Annotated in this window: 15 protein-coding genes, 2 tRNA genes and 1 pseudogene; 4 read left to right on the top strand and 14 right to left on the bottom strand. The window is 61.7% G+C overall.

The annotated features are described in order from the left end of the window. Nucleotides 1–255 (bottom strand): IS66 family insertion sequence element accessory protein TnpB (gene tnpB / locus G559_RS0119690; protein ID WP_028629894.1); only part of this gene is annotated, 255 nt, incomplete at its 3' end. A 54-nt stretch (nt 256–309) separates the two neighbouring features. Between tnpB and G559_RS29115 the strand changes: the two genes are divergently transcribed. Continuing rightward, nucleotides 310–489, top strand: coding sequence for a hypothetical protein (locus tag G559_RS29115; RefSeq protein WP_036997590.1), 180 nt, complete (start codon nt 310–312; stop codon nt 487–489). A gap of 20 nt (nt 490–509) precedes the next feature. After that, nucleotides 510–749: pseudogene (locus tag G559_RS30975) on the top strand (hypothetical protein); the annotation flags it as partial. Nucleotides 750–761: 12 nt separating this feature from the next. On the opposite strand, the gene G559_RS0119680 reads toward G559_RS30975, so the two are convergent. The 13 genes from G559_RS0119680 to G559_RS0119620 all read right to left on the bottom strand — a co-directional run bounded on the left by G559_RS0119680 (nt 762) and on the right by G559_RS0119620 (nt 11,951). Next, nucleotides 762–1,892: an acyltransferase family protein gene (locus G559_RS0119680; RefSeq protein ID WP_028629893.1), complete on the bottom strand. Its 1,131-nt coding sequence runs from the start codon at nt 1,890–1,892 to the stop codon at nt 762–764. 408 nt (nt 1,893–2,300) lie between these two features. Continuing rightward, a tRNA-Thr gene (locus G559_RS0119675) sits at nt 2,301–2,376 on the bottom strand. Between the two features lie 293 nt (nt 2,377–2,669). Beyond that, complete coding sequence (locus tag G559_RS0119670) at nt 2,670–3,884, bottom strand: methyltransferase (RefSeq protein WP_028629892.1); 1,215 nt, start codon at nt 3,882–3,884, stop codon at nt 2,670–2,672. 86 nt (nt 3,885–3,970) lie between these two features. Next, nucleotides 3,971–4,660, bottom strand: coding sequence for an ABC transporter permease (locus tag G559_RS0119665; RefSeq protein ID WP_028629891.1), 690 nt, complete (start codon nt 4,658–4,660; stop codon nt 3,971–3,973). After that, nucleotides 4,657–5,352 carry an ABC transporter permease gene (locus G559_RS0119660; RefSeq protein ID WP_028629890.1) on the bottom strand — a complete coding sequence of 232 codons (696 nt, stop codon included), beginning with the start codon at nt 5,350–5,352 and terminating at the stop codon, nt 4,657–4,659. Before G559_RS0119660 ends, G559_RS0119665 begins: the two co-directional genes overlap by 4 nt. A gap of 47 nt (nt 5,353–5,399) precedes the next feature. Then, the gene (locus G559_RS0119655; protein WP_028629889.1) at nt 5,400–6,152 is read right to left on the bottom strand and encodes an ABC transporter substrate-binding protein; all 753 of its coding nucleotides are present in this window, start codon (nt 6,150–6,152) and stop codon (nt 5,400–5,402) included. A gap of 19 nt (nt 6,153–6,171) precedes the next feature. Beyond that, nucleotides 6,172–6,945, bottom strand: coding sequence for an ABC transporter ATP-binding protein (locus G559_RS0119650; RefSeq protein WP_028629888.1), 774 nt, complete (start codon nt 6,943–6,945; stop codon nt 6,172–6,174). Between the two features lie 63 nt (nt 6,946–7,008). Then, a complete protein-coding gene (locus tag G559_RS0119645; RefSeq protein WP_028629887.1) occupies nt 7,009–7,548 on the bottom strand; it encodes an EAL domain-containing protein in 540 nt (179 codons plus the stop codon). Between the two features lie 140 nt (nt 7,549–7,688). Continuing rightward, nucleotides 7,689–7,764, bottom strand: a tRNA-Phe gene (locus G559_RS0119640). A 76-nt stretch (nt 7,765–7,840) separates the two neighbouring features. Next, nucleotides 7,841–8,113, bottom strand: coding sequence for an oxidative damage protection protein (locus tag G559_RS0119635; RefSeq protein ID WP_028629886.1), 273 nt, complete (start codon nt 8,111–8,113; stop codon nt 7,841–7,843). Continuing rightward, entirely contained in the window at nt 8,110–9,177 is a 1,068-nt protein-coding gene (gene mutY, locus G559_RS0119630) for an A/G-specific adenine glycosylase (RefSeq protein ID WP_028629885.1), read from the bottom strand. The genes G559_RS0119635 and mutY overlap by 4 nt, the downstream gene beginning before the upstream one ends. After that, nucleotides 9,174–11,405: an AsmA family protein gene (locus G559_RS0119625; RefSeq protein WP_028629884.1), complete on the bottom strand. Its 2,232-nt coding sequence runs from the start codon at nt 11,403–11,405 to the stop codon at nt 9,174–9,176. Before G559_RS0119625 ends, mutY begins: the two co-directional genes overlap by 4 nt. A 147-nt stretch (nt 11,406–11,552) precedes the next feature. Next, the gene (locus G559_RS0119620) at nt 11,553–11,951 is read right to left on the bottom strand and encodes an acetyl-CoA sensor PanZ family protein (protein ID WP_028629883.1); all 399 of its coding nucleotides are present in this window, start codon (nt 11,949–11,951) and stop codon (nt 11,553–11,555) included. A gap of 129 nt (nt 11,952–12,080) precedes the next feature. On the opposite strand from G559_RS0119620, the gene hisB reads away from it, so the two are divergent. Continuing rightward, nucleotides 12,081–12,674 (top strand): imidazoleglycerol-phosphate dehydratase HisB, encoded by a 594-nt coding sequence (gene hisB, locus G559_RS0119615; RefSeq protein WP_028629882.1) that lies wholly within the window; start codon nt 12,081–12,083, stop codon nt 12,672–12,674. Then, on the top strand, nt 12,674–13,312 hold the full coding sequence (gene hisH, locus G559_RS0119610; RefSeq protein ID WP_028629881.1) for an imidazole glycerol phosphate synthase subunit HisH: 639 nt from the start codon (nt 12,674–12,676) through the stop codon (nt 13,310–13,312). Before hisB ends, hisH begins: the two co-directional genes overlap by 1 nt. Nucleotides 13,313–13,314: the final 2 nt, after the last annotated feature.

Below are 13,314 nucleotides of genomic sequence, written 5' to 3'. Positions count from 1 at the left end.
CTCATCAGCATTGGGCTTGGTCTTGAAGCGCTCAGCCTGCAGGCGCTTGAACCACAGGCAGAAGCCATTGCGTTCCCAATAGAGGATCTTCACCCGGTTGCGGGTCTTGTTGAGGAAGACAAACAACACGGGGTCGAACACGGCCACCTTGATATCCAGCTCCACCAGGGCCGCCAGACCATCAATGGATTTCCGGAAGTCGACGGGCTTCGGATAGAGGTAGACGGCTTTGACCTTGGCGTCCGGACGCATCATGACGGGGCTCCACTGGGAAAACGGGAGCCCAGCATCCGCAAGCGGACAGTTCAAATGAAGGTGGGGTTTGTGGAGCGCTTACATCGCAAGGCCGTTGCCAAGAAGGAGCAGGCGGCCGCCCGCCAACAGGCGGAAAAAGACTACCAGGCCGCGAACCGGCTGCAGCAGGAGTGTATCGGTGGCGATGCCTGTGCCGCGGCAGAAACCGTGATCGATAAGGAGTTGGGGTTGTGAATTACAAAAGGAACAGCAGAATATTCCTGGCTGCGCTGGCGGGATGCTCTGGACATTCGGCCGTTAAGCCGGAACCACGCATTGTGCGCGCAGAGGTGGCTGTTCCGGTACTGTGCAAGATCGGTCCAGTGGCAGTGCCGCCGTGGGCCGCCGCCGGCCTGAAGAAAACCGACAGCTTGGAGGTAAAGGTGAGGGCGCTTCTGACCGAGCGCCGCCAGCGGAAGGGGTACGAGCGAGAACTGCTTGTGGCACAGGAGGCATTCAACATGCCCCTATTCGACTGTTCGACGCTGAACGAAGGCGGGCATTACAGAGGTTGTCTTGGCGATTATCCGTCGGCCAATCACTTGCCCGGGCCGCTCGACAAGTCGGTATATGGCATAAGAAACAGAGAATGAAGCAATAAGGCTTATCGTTATGGAGGCGACATATCCAATCTTGTCATGCAGCGAAAGCGTGATTGCTGAACTGATTGGTAGGTGCAGTAGATAAAGTGAATAGCTTATGTTTGAAAGGAATGTGATTATTGCGTTCTTTGCAAATTCTTTTCTGCTGTAAATCCAGAGTGCGCCAAGGAATATCACAGTCGCGTAGAAGACTTGCGTTGGGTAAGAGTTGAGCGGCTCCATATAAGCAGGTTTAGCGCTAGTGAAGCCAATTATCATCACAATCCATATCGCGGCTAGAATCATTGCCGTGTAGAGTAGTCTGACTTTTCCAGACCAGCAAAAATAAACCGCCATGCCGATCACAAATAGCGGCATGAATGCTGCGAAGTGCGCTGCCATCCGCCCGGGATGATAGGGCAATCCCATGGTGCTGGTCATGGCCGCCGAGAAAAGTAATATCGACAGCATAGCCACGACCGGCCTGCTCTTCAGTAATGGGAGTATGATCAGGACCATTGCGTAAAAGAACAGCTCCAGCGACAACGTCCAGCTAACAGACATCAGAGGCCGCTTGGTGAAGCCTGCATCCATGCCAAGCATTGCAAGAAATGCATTTGAGTATCCGTGGCCGATTCCTTCGTTAATGATCCCGTATTGTTCAGTGATTGGTATAAGAACGAGAACCAGGGCAACAGAAGCGATCAGTGCGGGGTAAATTCTGAAGATTCTCTTTATGGCAAAACTGAATCTGCTTTCGTTAATCCCTGTATGGGTAACGATGAATCCGCTGATCAAGAAGAATACAGCCACCCCAAGAAATCCAAATCGTTGAATTACGTTCAGCGGCAGAAGTATGAAGTCATTTACGAGAGTTGCAGGAAGCCAAGTCTCGTTGAAAATAATAAGTGGTCGCCCAATAACATGGCAGTAGACAACCATAAGGCACGCTATGGCTCGCAGGAAGTCGATTGATTGTATTGTCTGGTGCCCGACGTGTCCGTTGCTTACTCGCATGTCCTGTGCCTTGAGTTGAAAGGGGCGATTCTACAGCAATTTTTTTGGCGCAAGCATTCGGTCCGCCGGCGGAAGTCGGGCCGTTGAGCTCACATAGATGAGGGGAGTGGAGGGGGCGAGGCCGGGTGTGGATGGACGATTGGCTCGTACCACTTTCTGTACCAATCGATGGGGAAAGGAGGGGGTTGGGGGAATGTCTCAGGTGTGAAAGTGCCGTTTTTCGCACCCTGTAGACCCCTTGTGACCCCTGTTGGCATCATAAGGACATGTCGAAGGGAACGGAGCGGAGTCCAGAACGGGCGAGGGCTTGGATGAAGCTGGATGGCACTGCATGAAACACAAAGCCCGCGCGAGGCGGGCTTTGTGGGGGATTCATGACACTGCTTGGCACTGCATGAATCTGTTTATTGGTGCCGGCACCAGGAATCGAACCCGGGACCTACTGATTACAAGTCAGTTGCTCTACCAGCTGAGCTATACCGGCTAGGAGGGGCGGCCATTATAGCGATTGGGCGCCGCGAGTAAACCTCTGTAAGCGAGCTTCAAGCAGCTTTGAGCATCAGCATGGCGTGGCTTATGCACAAAGGTGATCTTTTTTGCACGATCGTGCTTGAAATCTGTGCGCTACATCTCGGATTTCGTCAAGTGTTTGTTTTTATTGGCGCTTTATCTGTTGTCCAGAAAATGCTCAACGCCTGCTGGTTGCGCAAGGCGGGGCCTTACAATGAGTTGCCCAGATTTCATCAACAAAGTTATCCACAGGTTCTGTGGGTAAGCTCAGCGTTCGGCCAGTAGCAGGACGTTACGTGGTGTGAGTTGGGGCGAGCAGAAGCTGCCGAGCTTGACCTGATAGCCCTGTTCTTCAAGAAACAGGGCGCGGTCCAGCAGCAGCCAGAGTTCCATGGGGCGGCGGAACAAGCTGCGGGGGAGTTCCAGGTTGCGTACCACGGCAAGGCGTTGCCAACCTGCCATTTCCAGCGCTTCCCAGTCGCGTGGCTGCGGCTGCGGGAGGCTTTTGAGCGCGCAGAGGTCCCGGCAATAGTCGGCGAACGGCTTGTTCAGCCAGCTCGTGGCGAGGGAGGGTGTCGGCAGGTACTGGTCTTCGCCGCGCAGTTCTCGTTGCAGCAGGTCGAAGGCCAGGCGGCGGGCCATGGATTGGTCGCGTTGGCGCCGCACGCGGGCGCCAGCGGTGACGGTCTCGCTCATGGGCAGGCGCAGGTCGGCGTGGCTGAGGCGCAGTGCGGAGGCTGATGCAGTCTCGGACAGTGGCTGATAGTCGGGTGTGCGGATGCGGTTGTAGCAGCAGGGTGCTACGGCCAGTTGCCGGCAGCCGGCCGCGTTGGCCAGTTGCAACAGGCGTACGTGCAGGTCGCCGCAGGCATGCAGGGCGACCACTGTGTGCTCGGGCGCGAGGTGCTGTGCGGCGTCATCGGCCAAGGCGTCCTGCTGGTGATGATTGGCGGCGAGCCCCAGGCGCTGGCTGAGTTGCTGGCCGCTGGCAACCAGTTGCGGGTCGAGCTCGATGCAAGTCAGCGATGCGCCGTCATGGGCCAGACGGCGTCCCAGGTGCCCCTTGCCGGAGCACCAGTCCAGCCAGTGGCCTGGTGCCTGGTCAAACCGCAGGCGGCTGGCGAAGGCGTCGATCTGCTGCCATTTGCGCCCGGGAACGTCCACCGTGAAGCTGTTGGGCACTGCGGCTATCTGCGCTGCGGGCAGCTCGCCGATGCAGCTGAGGTCGGCGCACCGCGCTGCAAGCTGTGGATAAGGCGCCGGCGCCTGCAACTGTTCCGGGTTGTTATGGATGGCTTCTGCTTCTGCCAGGGTGCGGCCGCGTAGCCATGCGGCCAGTTCGGGGTGCTGGCGTTCCCAGGGCAGTTCCAGTTCGGTGAAGGGCACGGGACGCCAGATGTCCTGGTGCGCGAGGAGGAAGTCGTCCAGGGCGGCGAAGCGTTCCCGCAGGTGCGGGCCTTGGAGGGGCGCAGGGTTGGTCATGCGGGCTAGGCGATGGGGAATCAGGGGTGGCGATTATAGCGTCGCCGGCACCGCTCCTCTCCCGGGGGCGAGGAGCGGTCGCGGGTTCAGCGGCCCTGCAGGGCATCCACCCGCAATTTGCGTTCGAGCAGGCGGAAGGCTCGCACCAGCACGTAGGCGATCAGCAGGTAGAAGAGGCCGGCGGCGAAGAAGATCTCTACCGGCAGGTAGGTGCGGGCGATGATGGTGCGCGCCATGCCGGTGAGTTCCAGCAGGGTGACGGTGCTGGCCAGGGCGCTCGCCTTGACCATCAGGATCACTTCGTTGCTGTAGGCCGGCAGGCCGATGCGCGCCGCACGCGGCAGGATGATGTACACCAATGCCTGGAAGCGTGACATGCCCAGTGCCCGTGCCGCCTCGATTTCGCCCGGCGGTACGGCCTGGATGGCGCCACGCAGAATCTCGGCGATGTAGGCCGCGGTATGCAGCGTCATGGTGATTACAGCGCACCAGAAGGGGTCGCGCAGGTACGGCCAGAGCGGGCCCTTGCGCACTGCATCGAACTGCGCCAGGCCGTAGTAGACGAGAAACAGCTGCACCAGCAAGGGCGTGCCGCGGAAGAAGAAGATGTAGCCGTAGGGCAGGGCGCGCACGTACCAATGGCGGGACGCGCGGGCAATGCCCATGGGCAGCGCCAGGATCAGGCCGGCGATCACTGCGATGGCCACCAGCTCCAGGGTGAGGATGGCGCCTTGGGCCAGCTGTGGCAGGTATTTGAGGATGACTTCCCAGTTCATGCTGCGCTCCGCTTGAAGCCACGGCCTGCGCGCTTCTCCAGCCAATGCATGCCGATCATCGCGAGGATGGTCAGGCCCAGGTAGATGAAGGCGGCCACCAGGAAGAAGGTGAAAGGCTCCTTGCTTGAGGTCACGGCGATTTGCGAGCGACGCATGATTTCCTCAAGGCCGATCACGGAAACCAGTGCGGTGTCCTTCATCAGGATCATGAACAGGTTACCCAGGCCCGGCAGGGCGATTCGCCACATTTGCGGCAGGACCACGCGCCAGAGAATGCGGTTCTTGGACAGGCCCAGCGCCATGCCGGCTTCGCGGTGTCCCTTGGGGATGGCCAGGATGGCGCCGCGGAAGACTTCGGTGGCGTAGGAGCCGAAGCACAGGCCCAGGGCGATGGTGCCCGCGGCGAAGGCGTTCAGTTCCAGTTCGGGGTAGCCGATCCATTCACCCAGGGCGCGCATCAGGTTGACCGTGCCGAAATAGATCAGCAGCACCCAGAGCAACTCAGGGACGCCGCGCACAAGTGTGGAGTAGGTGCCGCCCAGCCACTGCAGTGGCTTGAGGGGGGAAGTCCTTGCCAGCGCGCCGAGCAGGCCGAGCACCAGGCCCACCGCAAGCGCAGACAGCGCCAACTTGATGGTCATGAGGGTGCCCGCGGCCAGGGCCGGGCCGAATCCGTAGAGGTCTAGGGTCATGGGAGCTCAGGCGCCGGTGCCGCGCTGGGCGGCACCGGACGTGCAGGTCAGTAGATGCTGAAGGGGAAGTACTTGTCGTTGATCTTCTTGTAGGTGCCGTCAGCAACGATTTCCTTCAGCGCGGCGTTCAGCTTCTCGCGCAGCGGGTCGCCCTTGCGTACGGCGATGGCGATCTTGTCGTTGTCGAACACCGGGTCACCCTTGAACTCGAAGTCCTTGCCGGAATCGCTCTTCAGCCATTCCCAGTTGACGAACTTGTCGGCCAGTACGCCATCGAGGCGGCCGGAAGACAGGTCGAGGTAGGCGTTTTCCTGGGTGTCGTAGAGTTTGATGTCGACCACGTCAGCCATGTTGTCTTCCAGCCAGGTGCCGGCAATGGTGGCACGCTGTGCGCCAATTACCTTGCCTTTCAGGCTGGCCTTGTCGGTCTTGAAGTCAGAGCTTTTCGGGGCAATGAACTGCAGTTTGTTGGTGTAGTAGGGGTCGGTGAAGTCGACGGCCTGCTTGCGCTCTTCGGTGATGGACATGGAGGCGGCGAGGAAGTCGAACTTCTTGGCGTTCAGGGCGGGAATGATGCCGTCCCAGTCGGAGGTCACCACTTCGCACTCGGCCTTCATCTTGGCGCAGAGGGCTTGGGCGATCTCGACGTCGAAACCGCCGGCCTGGCCGCTGGCATCGATCAGGTTGAAGGGCGGGTAGGCACCTTCGGTACCGATCTTCAGCTTGTCGGCGGCGACGGCGCTGGTGCCGAAGGCGAGGGTGGCGGCCGCAGCCAGCAGAATCTTCTTGTAGTTCTTCATTGCGCTCTTGCTCCGTGTTTTAGCGATTGCTGGACATGAATTGTTTACAGCGCGCCGACAGCGGGTTGTCAAATACCTGCTGTGGCGGTCCCTGCTCTTCTACCAGCCCCTGATGCAGGAAAACCACTTCGCTGGAGACATTCCGGGCGAAGTTCATTTCATGGGTGACCAGCAGCATGGTGCGGCCTTCCTCGGCCAGCGCGCGGATCACGTTAAGCACTTCTTGTACCATTTCCGGGTCAAGCGCCGAGGTGGGTTCATCGAACAGGATCACCTTCGGTTGCATGGCCAGGGTGCGGGCGATGGCTGCGCGTTGCTGCTGGCCGCCGGAGAGCTGGGTCGGATAGACATGGCGCTTGTCAGCGATGCCGACCTTCGCCAGCAGGGCCTCGGCGATTTCGGTGGCCTCGGCCTTGCTCTGGCCGAGTACGCGACGCGGCGCTTCGATGATGTTGTCGAGCACCGTCATGTGCGGCCAGAGGTTGAAGTTCTGGAAGACGAAGCCGATTTCGCTGCGCATGCGATTGATCTGCTTGTTGTCGGCGGCGACCAGTTCGCCGGAGCGGCTCTGCTTGAGCTTGAGTTCTTCTCCAGCCACCAGGATCTGGCCCTGGTGCGGGTTCTCAAGCAGGTTGATGCAGCGCAGGAAGGTGGACTTGCCGGAGCCAGAGGAGCCGAGGATGGAGATCACGTCACCGTCGTTGGCGGTGAGGGATATGCCCTTGAGCACTTCGAGATCGCCGTAGCGTTTGTGCAAGTTACGGATTTCAAGCGCTGGCGTGGCTTGGGCCATGGGGGGTCCTCTTATTGTTCGGGGGCACTCTGGCGGTGGGGCGGCCTTCCTGGCGAGGGGAAGCTAGCATAGCGCTTTGCCAGGCGAAAGCCGACGGAGAGCCCCTGGAGGGTTCTGTAGGTGAGTTTGTCGCATCGCTGCAGTTGCTTGTCGCGGTAGCAAAAACTCGCGGAGCTCGTGCCGAAATGCCCGGATTTCGCGCCTTTGCGCCGATCCTTTGTCTTTTTCCTTTGTGATCAAATGGTTACTCGGTTGGCGCGACGAAAGCGCCAGGATCGGTCGCGGTTTGTCCATCCGGCTGCGGTCTATCTCCAAGCTCTCCTCGCACTGGTCGAACTGGGCCAGGAAGGAGCGGTCGACCCTCAGGGCATTCAGGCGGAAACGTTGCAGGTAGCTGAGGGAGGAGTAACCGGTACCGAAGTCATCGATGCTGATGCGTACCCCCAGATCATGAAGCTGCTGTAGCACGGTGATGGTCCGCACGGAATCGGCCATGGATACGCTCTCGGCGATGATGGCGCCCACCTGGACGACCAGGTCGTGCTGGGCGAACTGCCGGCAGAGAGGTTGATGCTTACCGTCAGTGGGGTCGGGCTTGGGCACGCCTGATGCCAGCGGGCCATGCTGCGGCGGGCTTCGCAGTGAGGTTAGCAGCGCCGTTCGCATCGTGCGCGGCAGCGGTGTGAGGGGGGGCTGAAAACAAAAAGCCCCAGCACATGGCTGGGGCTTTTTGACGGTATTAGTGGTGCCCAGGGACGGAATCGAACCGCCGACACGGGGATTTTCAATCCCCTGCTCTACCGACTGAGCTACCTGGGCAACGGGGCGCTATTAAACGGATTAAGCGGCCCCTCGTCAACACCCTTCTGAAAAAATTTTTAGTTATTACGGGCGCTTACGCGCTCGGGGGGACATAACCTTCGGCTTGGGCGTAGTCCTCGCCCGAGAAAAACTTGTCCATTTCAGCCTGGAGGAACTTGCGGTCCTCGGCGTTCATCATGTTCAGGCGGCGCTCGTTGATCAGCATGGTCTGATGCGCCTGCCACTCATCCCAGGCCTTCTTCGAGATGTTGTTGAAGATGTCCTCGCCCTTGGCGCCCGGATATGGCGGACGCTCCAGGCCCGGCAGTTCCTCTTTGTACTTGCGGCACATGATGGTGCGGGTCATCGCGGTTCTCCTGCATTCAATACATCGGCCGCGCGCTTGAGCAGCTTTTTCACCGGGGCGGCGAGCCCCAGGCGCGGCGGGGTGGCGAGGTTATACCAGAGCCAGTCGCCCTCGGCCACGATGGGGACGCTGCCCTCCACGGCCACCAGCCAGGGTTCGATGGCCAGTTGGAAATGACTGAAGGTGTGGGTCAGGCCGGGCAGTTCGCGGCGCTCGCCGAGCTGCAACGAATGCTGGTTGGCCAGCGGGGCGAGCGCGTCGAGATCGTCCAGTTCCGGAAGGCTCCAGAGCCCGCCCCAGAGCCCGCTCGACGGCCGACGGTAGAGCAGGATGGCGCCGTCACCATTGGCCAGCAGGGGCATCAGGGTGCGCTTCTGGGGCAGCGCCTTGCGCGGTTTCGGGGCGGGGTAAGCCGTTTCCCTGCCTAGCTGGTGTGCACGACAACCGCTCTGCAATGGGCATAGCAGGCAGCTGGGTTTGCTGCGGGTACAGAGGGTGGCGCCGAGGTCCATCATTGCCTGGGTGTAGTTGTTCACTCGCTGGTACGGGGTGAAGCGCTCGGCCACTTCCCAGAGTTGCCTGGCGACCTTCGGTTCACCCGGATAGCCGTCCTGCGCGACATAGCGGGCCAGGACGCGCTTGACGTTGCCGTCGAGGATCGGTGCACGCAGGCCCATGGACAGGCTGGCGATGGCGCCGGCGGTGGAGCGACCAATGCCAGGCAACTCCGCCAGTTGATCGACGTCGCAGGGGAAGTGGCCGTCGTAATCGGCCACCACCTGTTTCGCGGTCTTCTGCAGGTTGCGGGCGCGAGTGTAGTAGCCGAGGCCGGTCCAGAGGTGCAGTACTTCGTCTTCCGGCGCGGCTGCCAGCGCCTGCACGGTAGGCAGGGCCTCCATGAAGCGATCGAAGTAGCCCAGGACGGTGCTCACCTGGGTCTGCTGCAGCATGATTTCGGACACCCAGACGCGGTAGGGGGTGATGCCCTGCTGCCAGGGCAGGTCCTTGCGGCCATGACTGTCGTACCAGTCGAGCACGGCGCCGGAGAACTGCTCGGGGGTCATTGCTTGAACAACCCCTTGAGCGCGTCTTTCAGCTCCGGGCTGACCTTGTCGCCCAGCTTCTCTTCGAGTTTCTCGTTGAGTTTGTCGCCGGCCAGCTTGGCAGCCACCTTGCCCATACCGTCCTTGTCCAGGCGGCAGGCTTTGGCGCCCAGCTCCAGCGGGCCGCGGCAGCGCAGTGGCCACTCGATGCCGACGTAGCGCTCGTTGACCTGACAGGCCGGGTCCGGCATCGCGCTCTTGTCGCCTTCGATCACTACGCCGATCCGGTAATCCAGACCGAGCACGCGCAGGTCGACTGCGCCATCACCCTTGACGTTGAGGCCGGGGATGCTGGCGCGCAGGTCGGGGTTGTTGGCCACGCCATTGTTGAAGATGAGCGAGCCCTTGAGCTCGCGGAAGGGGGTCTCGCTGCCGCTGCGCGTGCTGCTCAGCGTTTTGCGGTTGAGGGTGGCGATGCCCTGGCAGAGTTGCTGTTCGAGGTTGGCGTCGAGCAGCGCGCCGTCGTTCAGGGCGAAACTGGCGGTGCCATTGAGACCGTCAATCCAGGCCTTCTGGCTATTGCCGCTGCTGGTGATGTCAGCGGTCATGTCCAGCAGGCCGCGCACCGGTGGCTTCTGCTCCTGGGCCTGGAGGAGTTTCTCCACCGGCACGTTGCTGATGCGTTTTTGGGCCTTGAGCAGCGGTACTGCCGGACGCGCGTCGATTTGCGCGCTGGCCTGGAAGCTGCCACCGAGCAGACCCCCACGCAGGTCTTCAAGGGTCAGCAGGCCTCCCTTGCCGTTGGCCTTGAGGCTGACGTCATTCAGAGGCAGTTTGTCGACGGTGAATTGGCCGAGGTTCAGCGTGGCTTGCAGATCGACCTTGCGCAGCTGGTCCATTGGCAGTATCGGTGCTTCGCTCCAGGCAGCCTGGGTTGGCGCGTTCGGTAGCGGCGTGGTGCCCTGGCTCGCGGCGGCTACAGCGGGCTTTACTTCGGCCTGGCGGGCGGTTTGGGCTTCCTGCTTGGCCTTGGTTTTGGGCGGCAGGTAGCGGTCGAGGTCGAGCTTGTCGCCCTTGAGCTGGATGCGCACGGCCTTTTGGGCGAAGTCGGCCACGGCCAGGCGGCCGCTGAAGCTGCTGTCGTCCAGTTTCAGGTTGAGGCCTTCGAGGGCGAGGCTGTTGGGGCTGCCGCCCAGTTTGGTGACCAGCTCGAATTTCTGCAGCGTGGTGGCGTCGCTCATTGGCGGCAGTTCGACGCCGATGCCGGTCAGGAACTCCCGCAGGTTGAGCGGGGCGATGGACAACCCGCCCTCCAGCCGTGCGCCCTTGTTCAGGTCATGCACCTTGAGTTCACCGAGTGCGCGCAGTTGGTTGGCGGAAAGCTTGAGGCTGTTCCACTCGGCGACGTTGGCGGCGAGATCGGCCAGCAGCTGGCCCTGGGCGTTGAAGGTCAGGGTCTTGCCCTTGAAGGGTTCGCCGGACGCTTCGCCGTTCAGCTTCAGGTCCTCGAGCTGGTAGCGTTTGAGCGCGCGCTCGAAGCGCAAGTTGGTAGTGAGTTCGGTCTTGGCGCGCAGCACCGGCTGGTTGGTGCCAAAGAAGGCACTGAGTTTGACCGGGATGCTGGCTCCCTCGCGGATGGCACCGGTGACCAGTTCGATGCCTTCGGCGTTGAATTGCTGACCGCTCTTGGCATCGGTGTAGTTGATGCGCGCATTGCGCACGGTAAGGCTGTCGATATCCAGCTTGACCGGGCGCGCTGGTTCTTCGGCAGCGGGCGCCTGCTGGGCACCGTCGGTCGGAGCGGGGCTGGTCGGCGTGCCGGCCTGGGCAGTTTCCGGAGCCTTCGCCGGGCGGCCGATATCCTCCCAATTGCCGTGGCCCTTGTCGTCGCGCTGCAGATCGAGGTTGAGGCCTTCGACGCGGATGTCGCTCATCTGCACCTCGCGACGCAGCAGCGGCAGTACGCGCACCGACAGGCCGATCATGTCGAGGTTGGCGAAGGGCTTTTCCGGGCTGGCGGCACTGGCCAGGGTCGCCTGGTGCAGTTCGAGGCCGAGCCAGGGGAACAGGCTCCAGCCGATGTCGCCGTTGAGGGTCAGTTCGAGGTTGGCCTTGTCGCGGGCCAGTTGTTGAATCTCGTCCTTGTAATCGTTCGGGTCGAACAGGTGGGTCAGGGCGAAGCCCAGGGCCACTATGATCAGCAACAGCCCGAGGAAGATGAGGCCCAGGATTTTTCCGAAGGCTTTCATTGGCCAGTCCTTGTGATGGATCGCGTGAATTGAAGGTGCCGAGTATAGCGCCGGGCCATCAGTCATGGCGTGCAGTGGCGTGGGGCTTCGGCGCCCTGGTCAGGGACTTTTGATGGTGATTCTGGCCGTCGGTTCAGCGCAGGGGGCTTAGAGGCTTTCCAGCGGCAGGTGCAAGCGAGCCGCGAGGGCCTGGCTTTCCAGATGGCCCTCTGGAGCGGCCAGGGCCAGCGATCTGCCTGCTTCCCGCGCCAGGCGAGCGCTTTCCTCAACCAGGCGACGGGCGACGCCGCGATGGCGGGTGACCTTGCGCACGCAGAGGTGGGACAACCGCCAGTGCTCCTCGCCGCGCTCGATCAGCGCTGCGCCGAGCAGGCGATCGTTGAAACGCCCGGCCACCAGCAGGCCGTCGGCCAGGCCGCGTTCCACCAGTTCCGCCGCATTGGCGTAGGGCGCCAGCAGCCAGTCCGGAGCATCGGCGTAAATTTTCGCCAGGTCGCCGCGATCCTGCTCGGACGGGCAATTCAGGGTCTCTACGATCACGGGCATTGGGGTTCCTGGAGGGCATTGCGGACGCGGCTCGGCAGTGTAAACCCCGCCGACCGTCGTCGGTAGCCGCGCCAGCGGCCGGCGGCCTATAATGGCGCTCTTTTTTGTGAGCCTTTTGTGGAGCTGGTGATGGCCGAACGTACGGCATCCGTCGAACGCAATACCCTGGAAACCCAGATCAAGGTCTCGATCAACCTGGATGGTACTGGCAAGGCGCGCTTCGATATCGGCGTACCTTTCCTTGAGCACATGCTCGACCAGATTGCCCGTCACGGCCTGATCGACCTGGACATCGAGTGCAAGGGCGATCTGCATATCGACGATCACCACACCGTGGAAGACGTCGGTATCACCCTCGGCCAGGCCTTCACCCAGGCCATTGGCGACAAGAAGGGCATCGTCCGCTACGGCCATTCCTATGTGCCGCTGGATGAAGCCCTGTCCCGCGTGGTCATCGACTTCTCCGGTCGTCCCGGCCTGCAGATGCACGTTCCTTTCACCCGCGCCGTGGTCGGTGGCTTCGATGTCGACCTGTTCCAGGAGTTCTTCCAGGGCTTCGTCAACCACGCCCTGGTGAGCCTGCACATCGACAACCTGCGGGGCCATAACACCCACCACCAGATCGAAACCGTGTTCAAGGCCTTCGGCCGCGCCCTGCGCATGGCCGTCGAGCGGGACCCGCGCATGGCTGGCCAGATGCCCTCCACCAAGGGCGTGCTCTGATGCAGACGGTTGCAGTCATCGACTACGGCATGGGCAACCTGCACTCGGTTGCCAAGGCCCTGGAACACGTCGGCGCCGGCCGTGTGCTGGTCAGCAGTGATGCCAGCGTGATCCGCGAAGCCGACCGGGTGGTGTTTCCTGGCGTCGGTGCCATCCGCGATTGCATGGCGGAGATCCGTCGCCTGGGCTTCGACGAGCTGGTGCGCGAGGTCAGTCGCGATCGTCCGTTCCTCGGCATCTGCGTTGGCATGCAGGCGCTGCTGGAGCGCAGCGAGGAGAACGACGGGGTCGACTGCATCGGCCTGTTCCCCGGCCAGGTGCGCTTCTTCGGCAAGGGCCTGGTGGAAGATGGCGAGCACCTGAAAGTGCCGCACATGGGCTGGAACGAGGTGGAGCAGAGTGTCGCCCACCCGCTCTGGCACAACATTCCTGATCGGGCGCGGTTCTACTTCGTGCACAGCTACTACGTCGAGGCCGGCAACCCTGCCCAGGTAGTCGGTCACGGTCACTACGGCAAGGACTTCGCCGCCGCGCTGGCCGAAGGCTCGCGCTTCGCCGTGCAGTTCCACCCGGAAAAGAGCCACACCCACGGCCTGCAGCTGCTGCAGAACTTCGCCGCCTGGGACGGCCGCTGGTAAAC

Origin of the sequence: Metapseudomonas resinovorans DSM 21078, from assembly GCF_000423545.1 — a bacterium.
Classification (GTDB): domain Bacteria; phylum Pseudomonadota; class Gammaproteobacteria; order Pseudomonadales; family Pseudomonadaceae; genus Metapseudomonas; species Metapseudomonas resinovorans.
The sequence above is the reverse complement of the archived record's forward strand: the minus strand, read 5'-3'. Positions and strand labels throughout refer to the sequence as shown.

Bases quoted from the DNA above. Each gene is read 5' to 3' on its own strand.
- G559_RS0119650 (WP_028629888.1), bottom strand. From the start codon at position 6,945: ATGGCCCAAGCCACGCCAGCGCTTGAAATCCGTAACTTGCACAAACGC.
- mutY (WP_028629885.1), bottom strand. From the start codon at position 9,177: ATGACCCCCGAGCAGTTCTCCGGCGCCGTGCTCGACTGGTACGACAGT.
- G559_RS0119635 (WP_028629886.1), bottom strand. From the start codon at position 8,113: ATGACCCGCACCATCATGTGCCGCAAGTACAAAGAGGAACTGCCGGGC.
- G559_RS0119665 (WP_028629891.1), bottom strand. From the start codon at position 4,660: ATGAACTGGGAAGTCATCCTCAAATACCTGCCACAGCTGGCCCAAGGC.
- hisH (WP_028629881.1), top strand. From the start codon at position 12,674: ATGCAGACGGTTGCAGTCATCGACTACGGCATGGGCAACCTGCACTCG.
- G559_RS0119680 (WP_028629893.1), bottom strand. From the start codon at position 1,892: ATGCGAGTAAGCAACGGACACGTCGGGCACCAGACAATACAATCAATC.
- G559_RS29115 (WP_036997590.1), top strand. From the start codon at position 310: ATGAAGGTGGGGTTTGTGGAGCGCTTACATCGCAAGGCCGTTGCCAAG.
- G559_RS0119655 (WP_028629889.1), bottom strand. From the start codon at position 6,152: ATGAAGAACTACAAGAAGATTCTGCTGGCTGCGGCCGCCACCCTCGCC.
- G559_RS0119620 (WP_028629883.1), bottom strand. From the start codon at position 11,951: ATGCCCGTGATCGTAGAGACCCTGAATTGCCCGTCCGAGCAGGATCGC.
- G559_RS0119660 (WP_028629890.1), bottom strand. From the start codon at position 5,352: ATGACCCTAGACCTCTACGGATTCGGCCCGGCCCTGGCCGCGGGCACC.
- G559_RS0119670 (WP_028629892.1), bottom strand. From the start codon at position 3,884: ATGACCAACCCTGCGCCCCTCCAAGGCCCGCACCTGCGGGAACGCTTC.
- G559_RS0119625 (WP_028629884.1), bottom strand. From the start codon at position 11,405: ATGAAAGCCTTCGGAAAAATCCTGGGCCTCATCTTCCTCGGGCTGTTG.
- hisB (WP_028629882.1), top strand. From the start codon at position 12,081: ATGGCCGAACGTACGGCATCCGTCGAACGCAATACCCTGGAAACCCAG.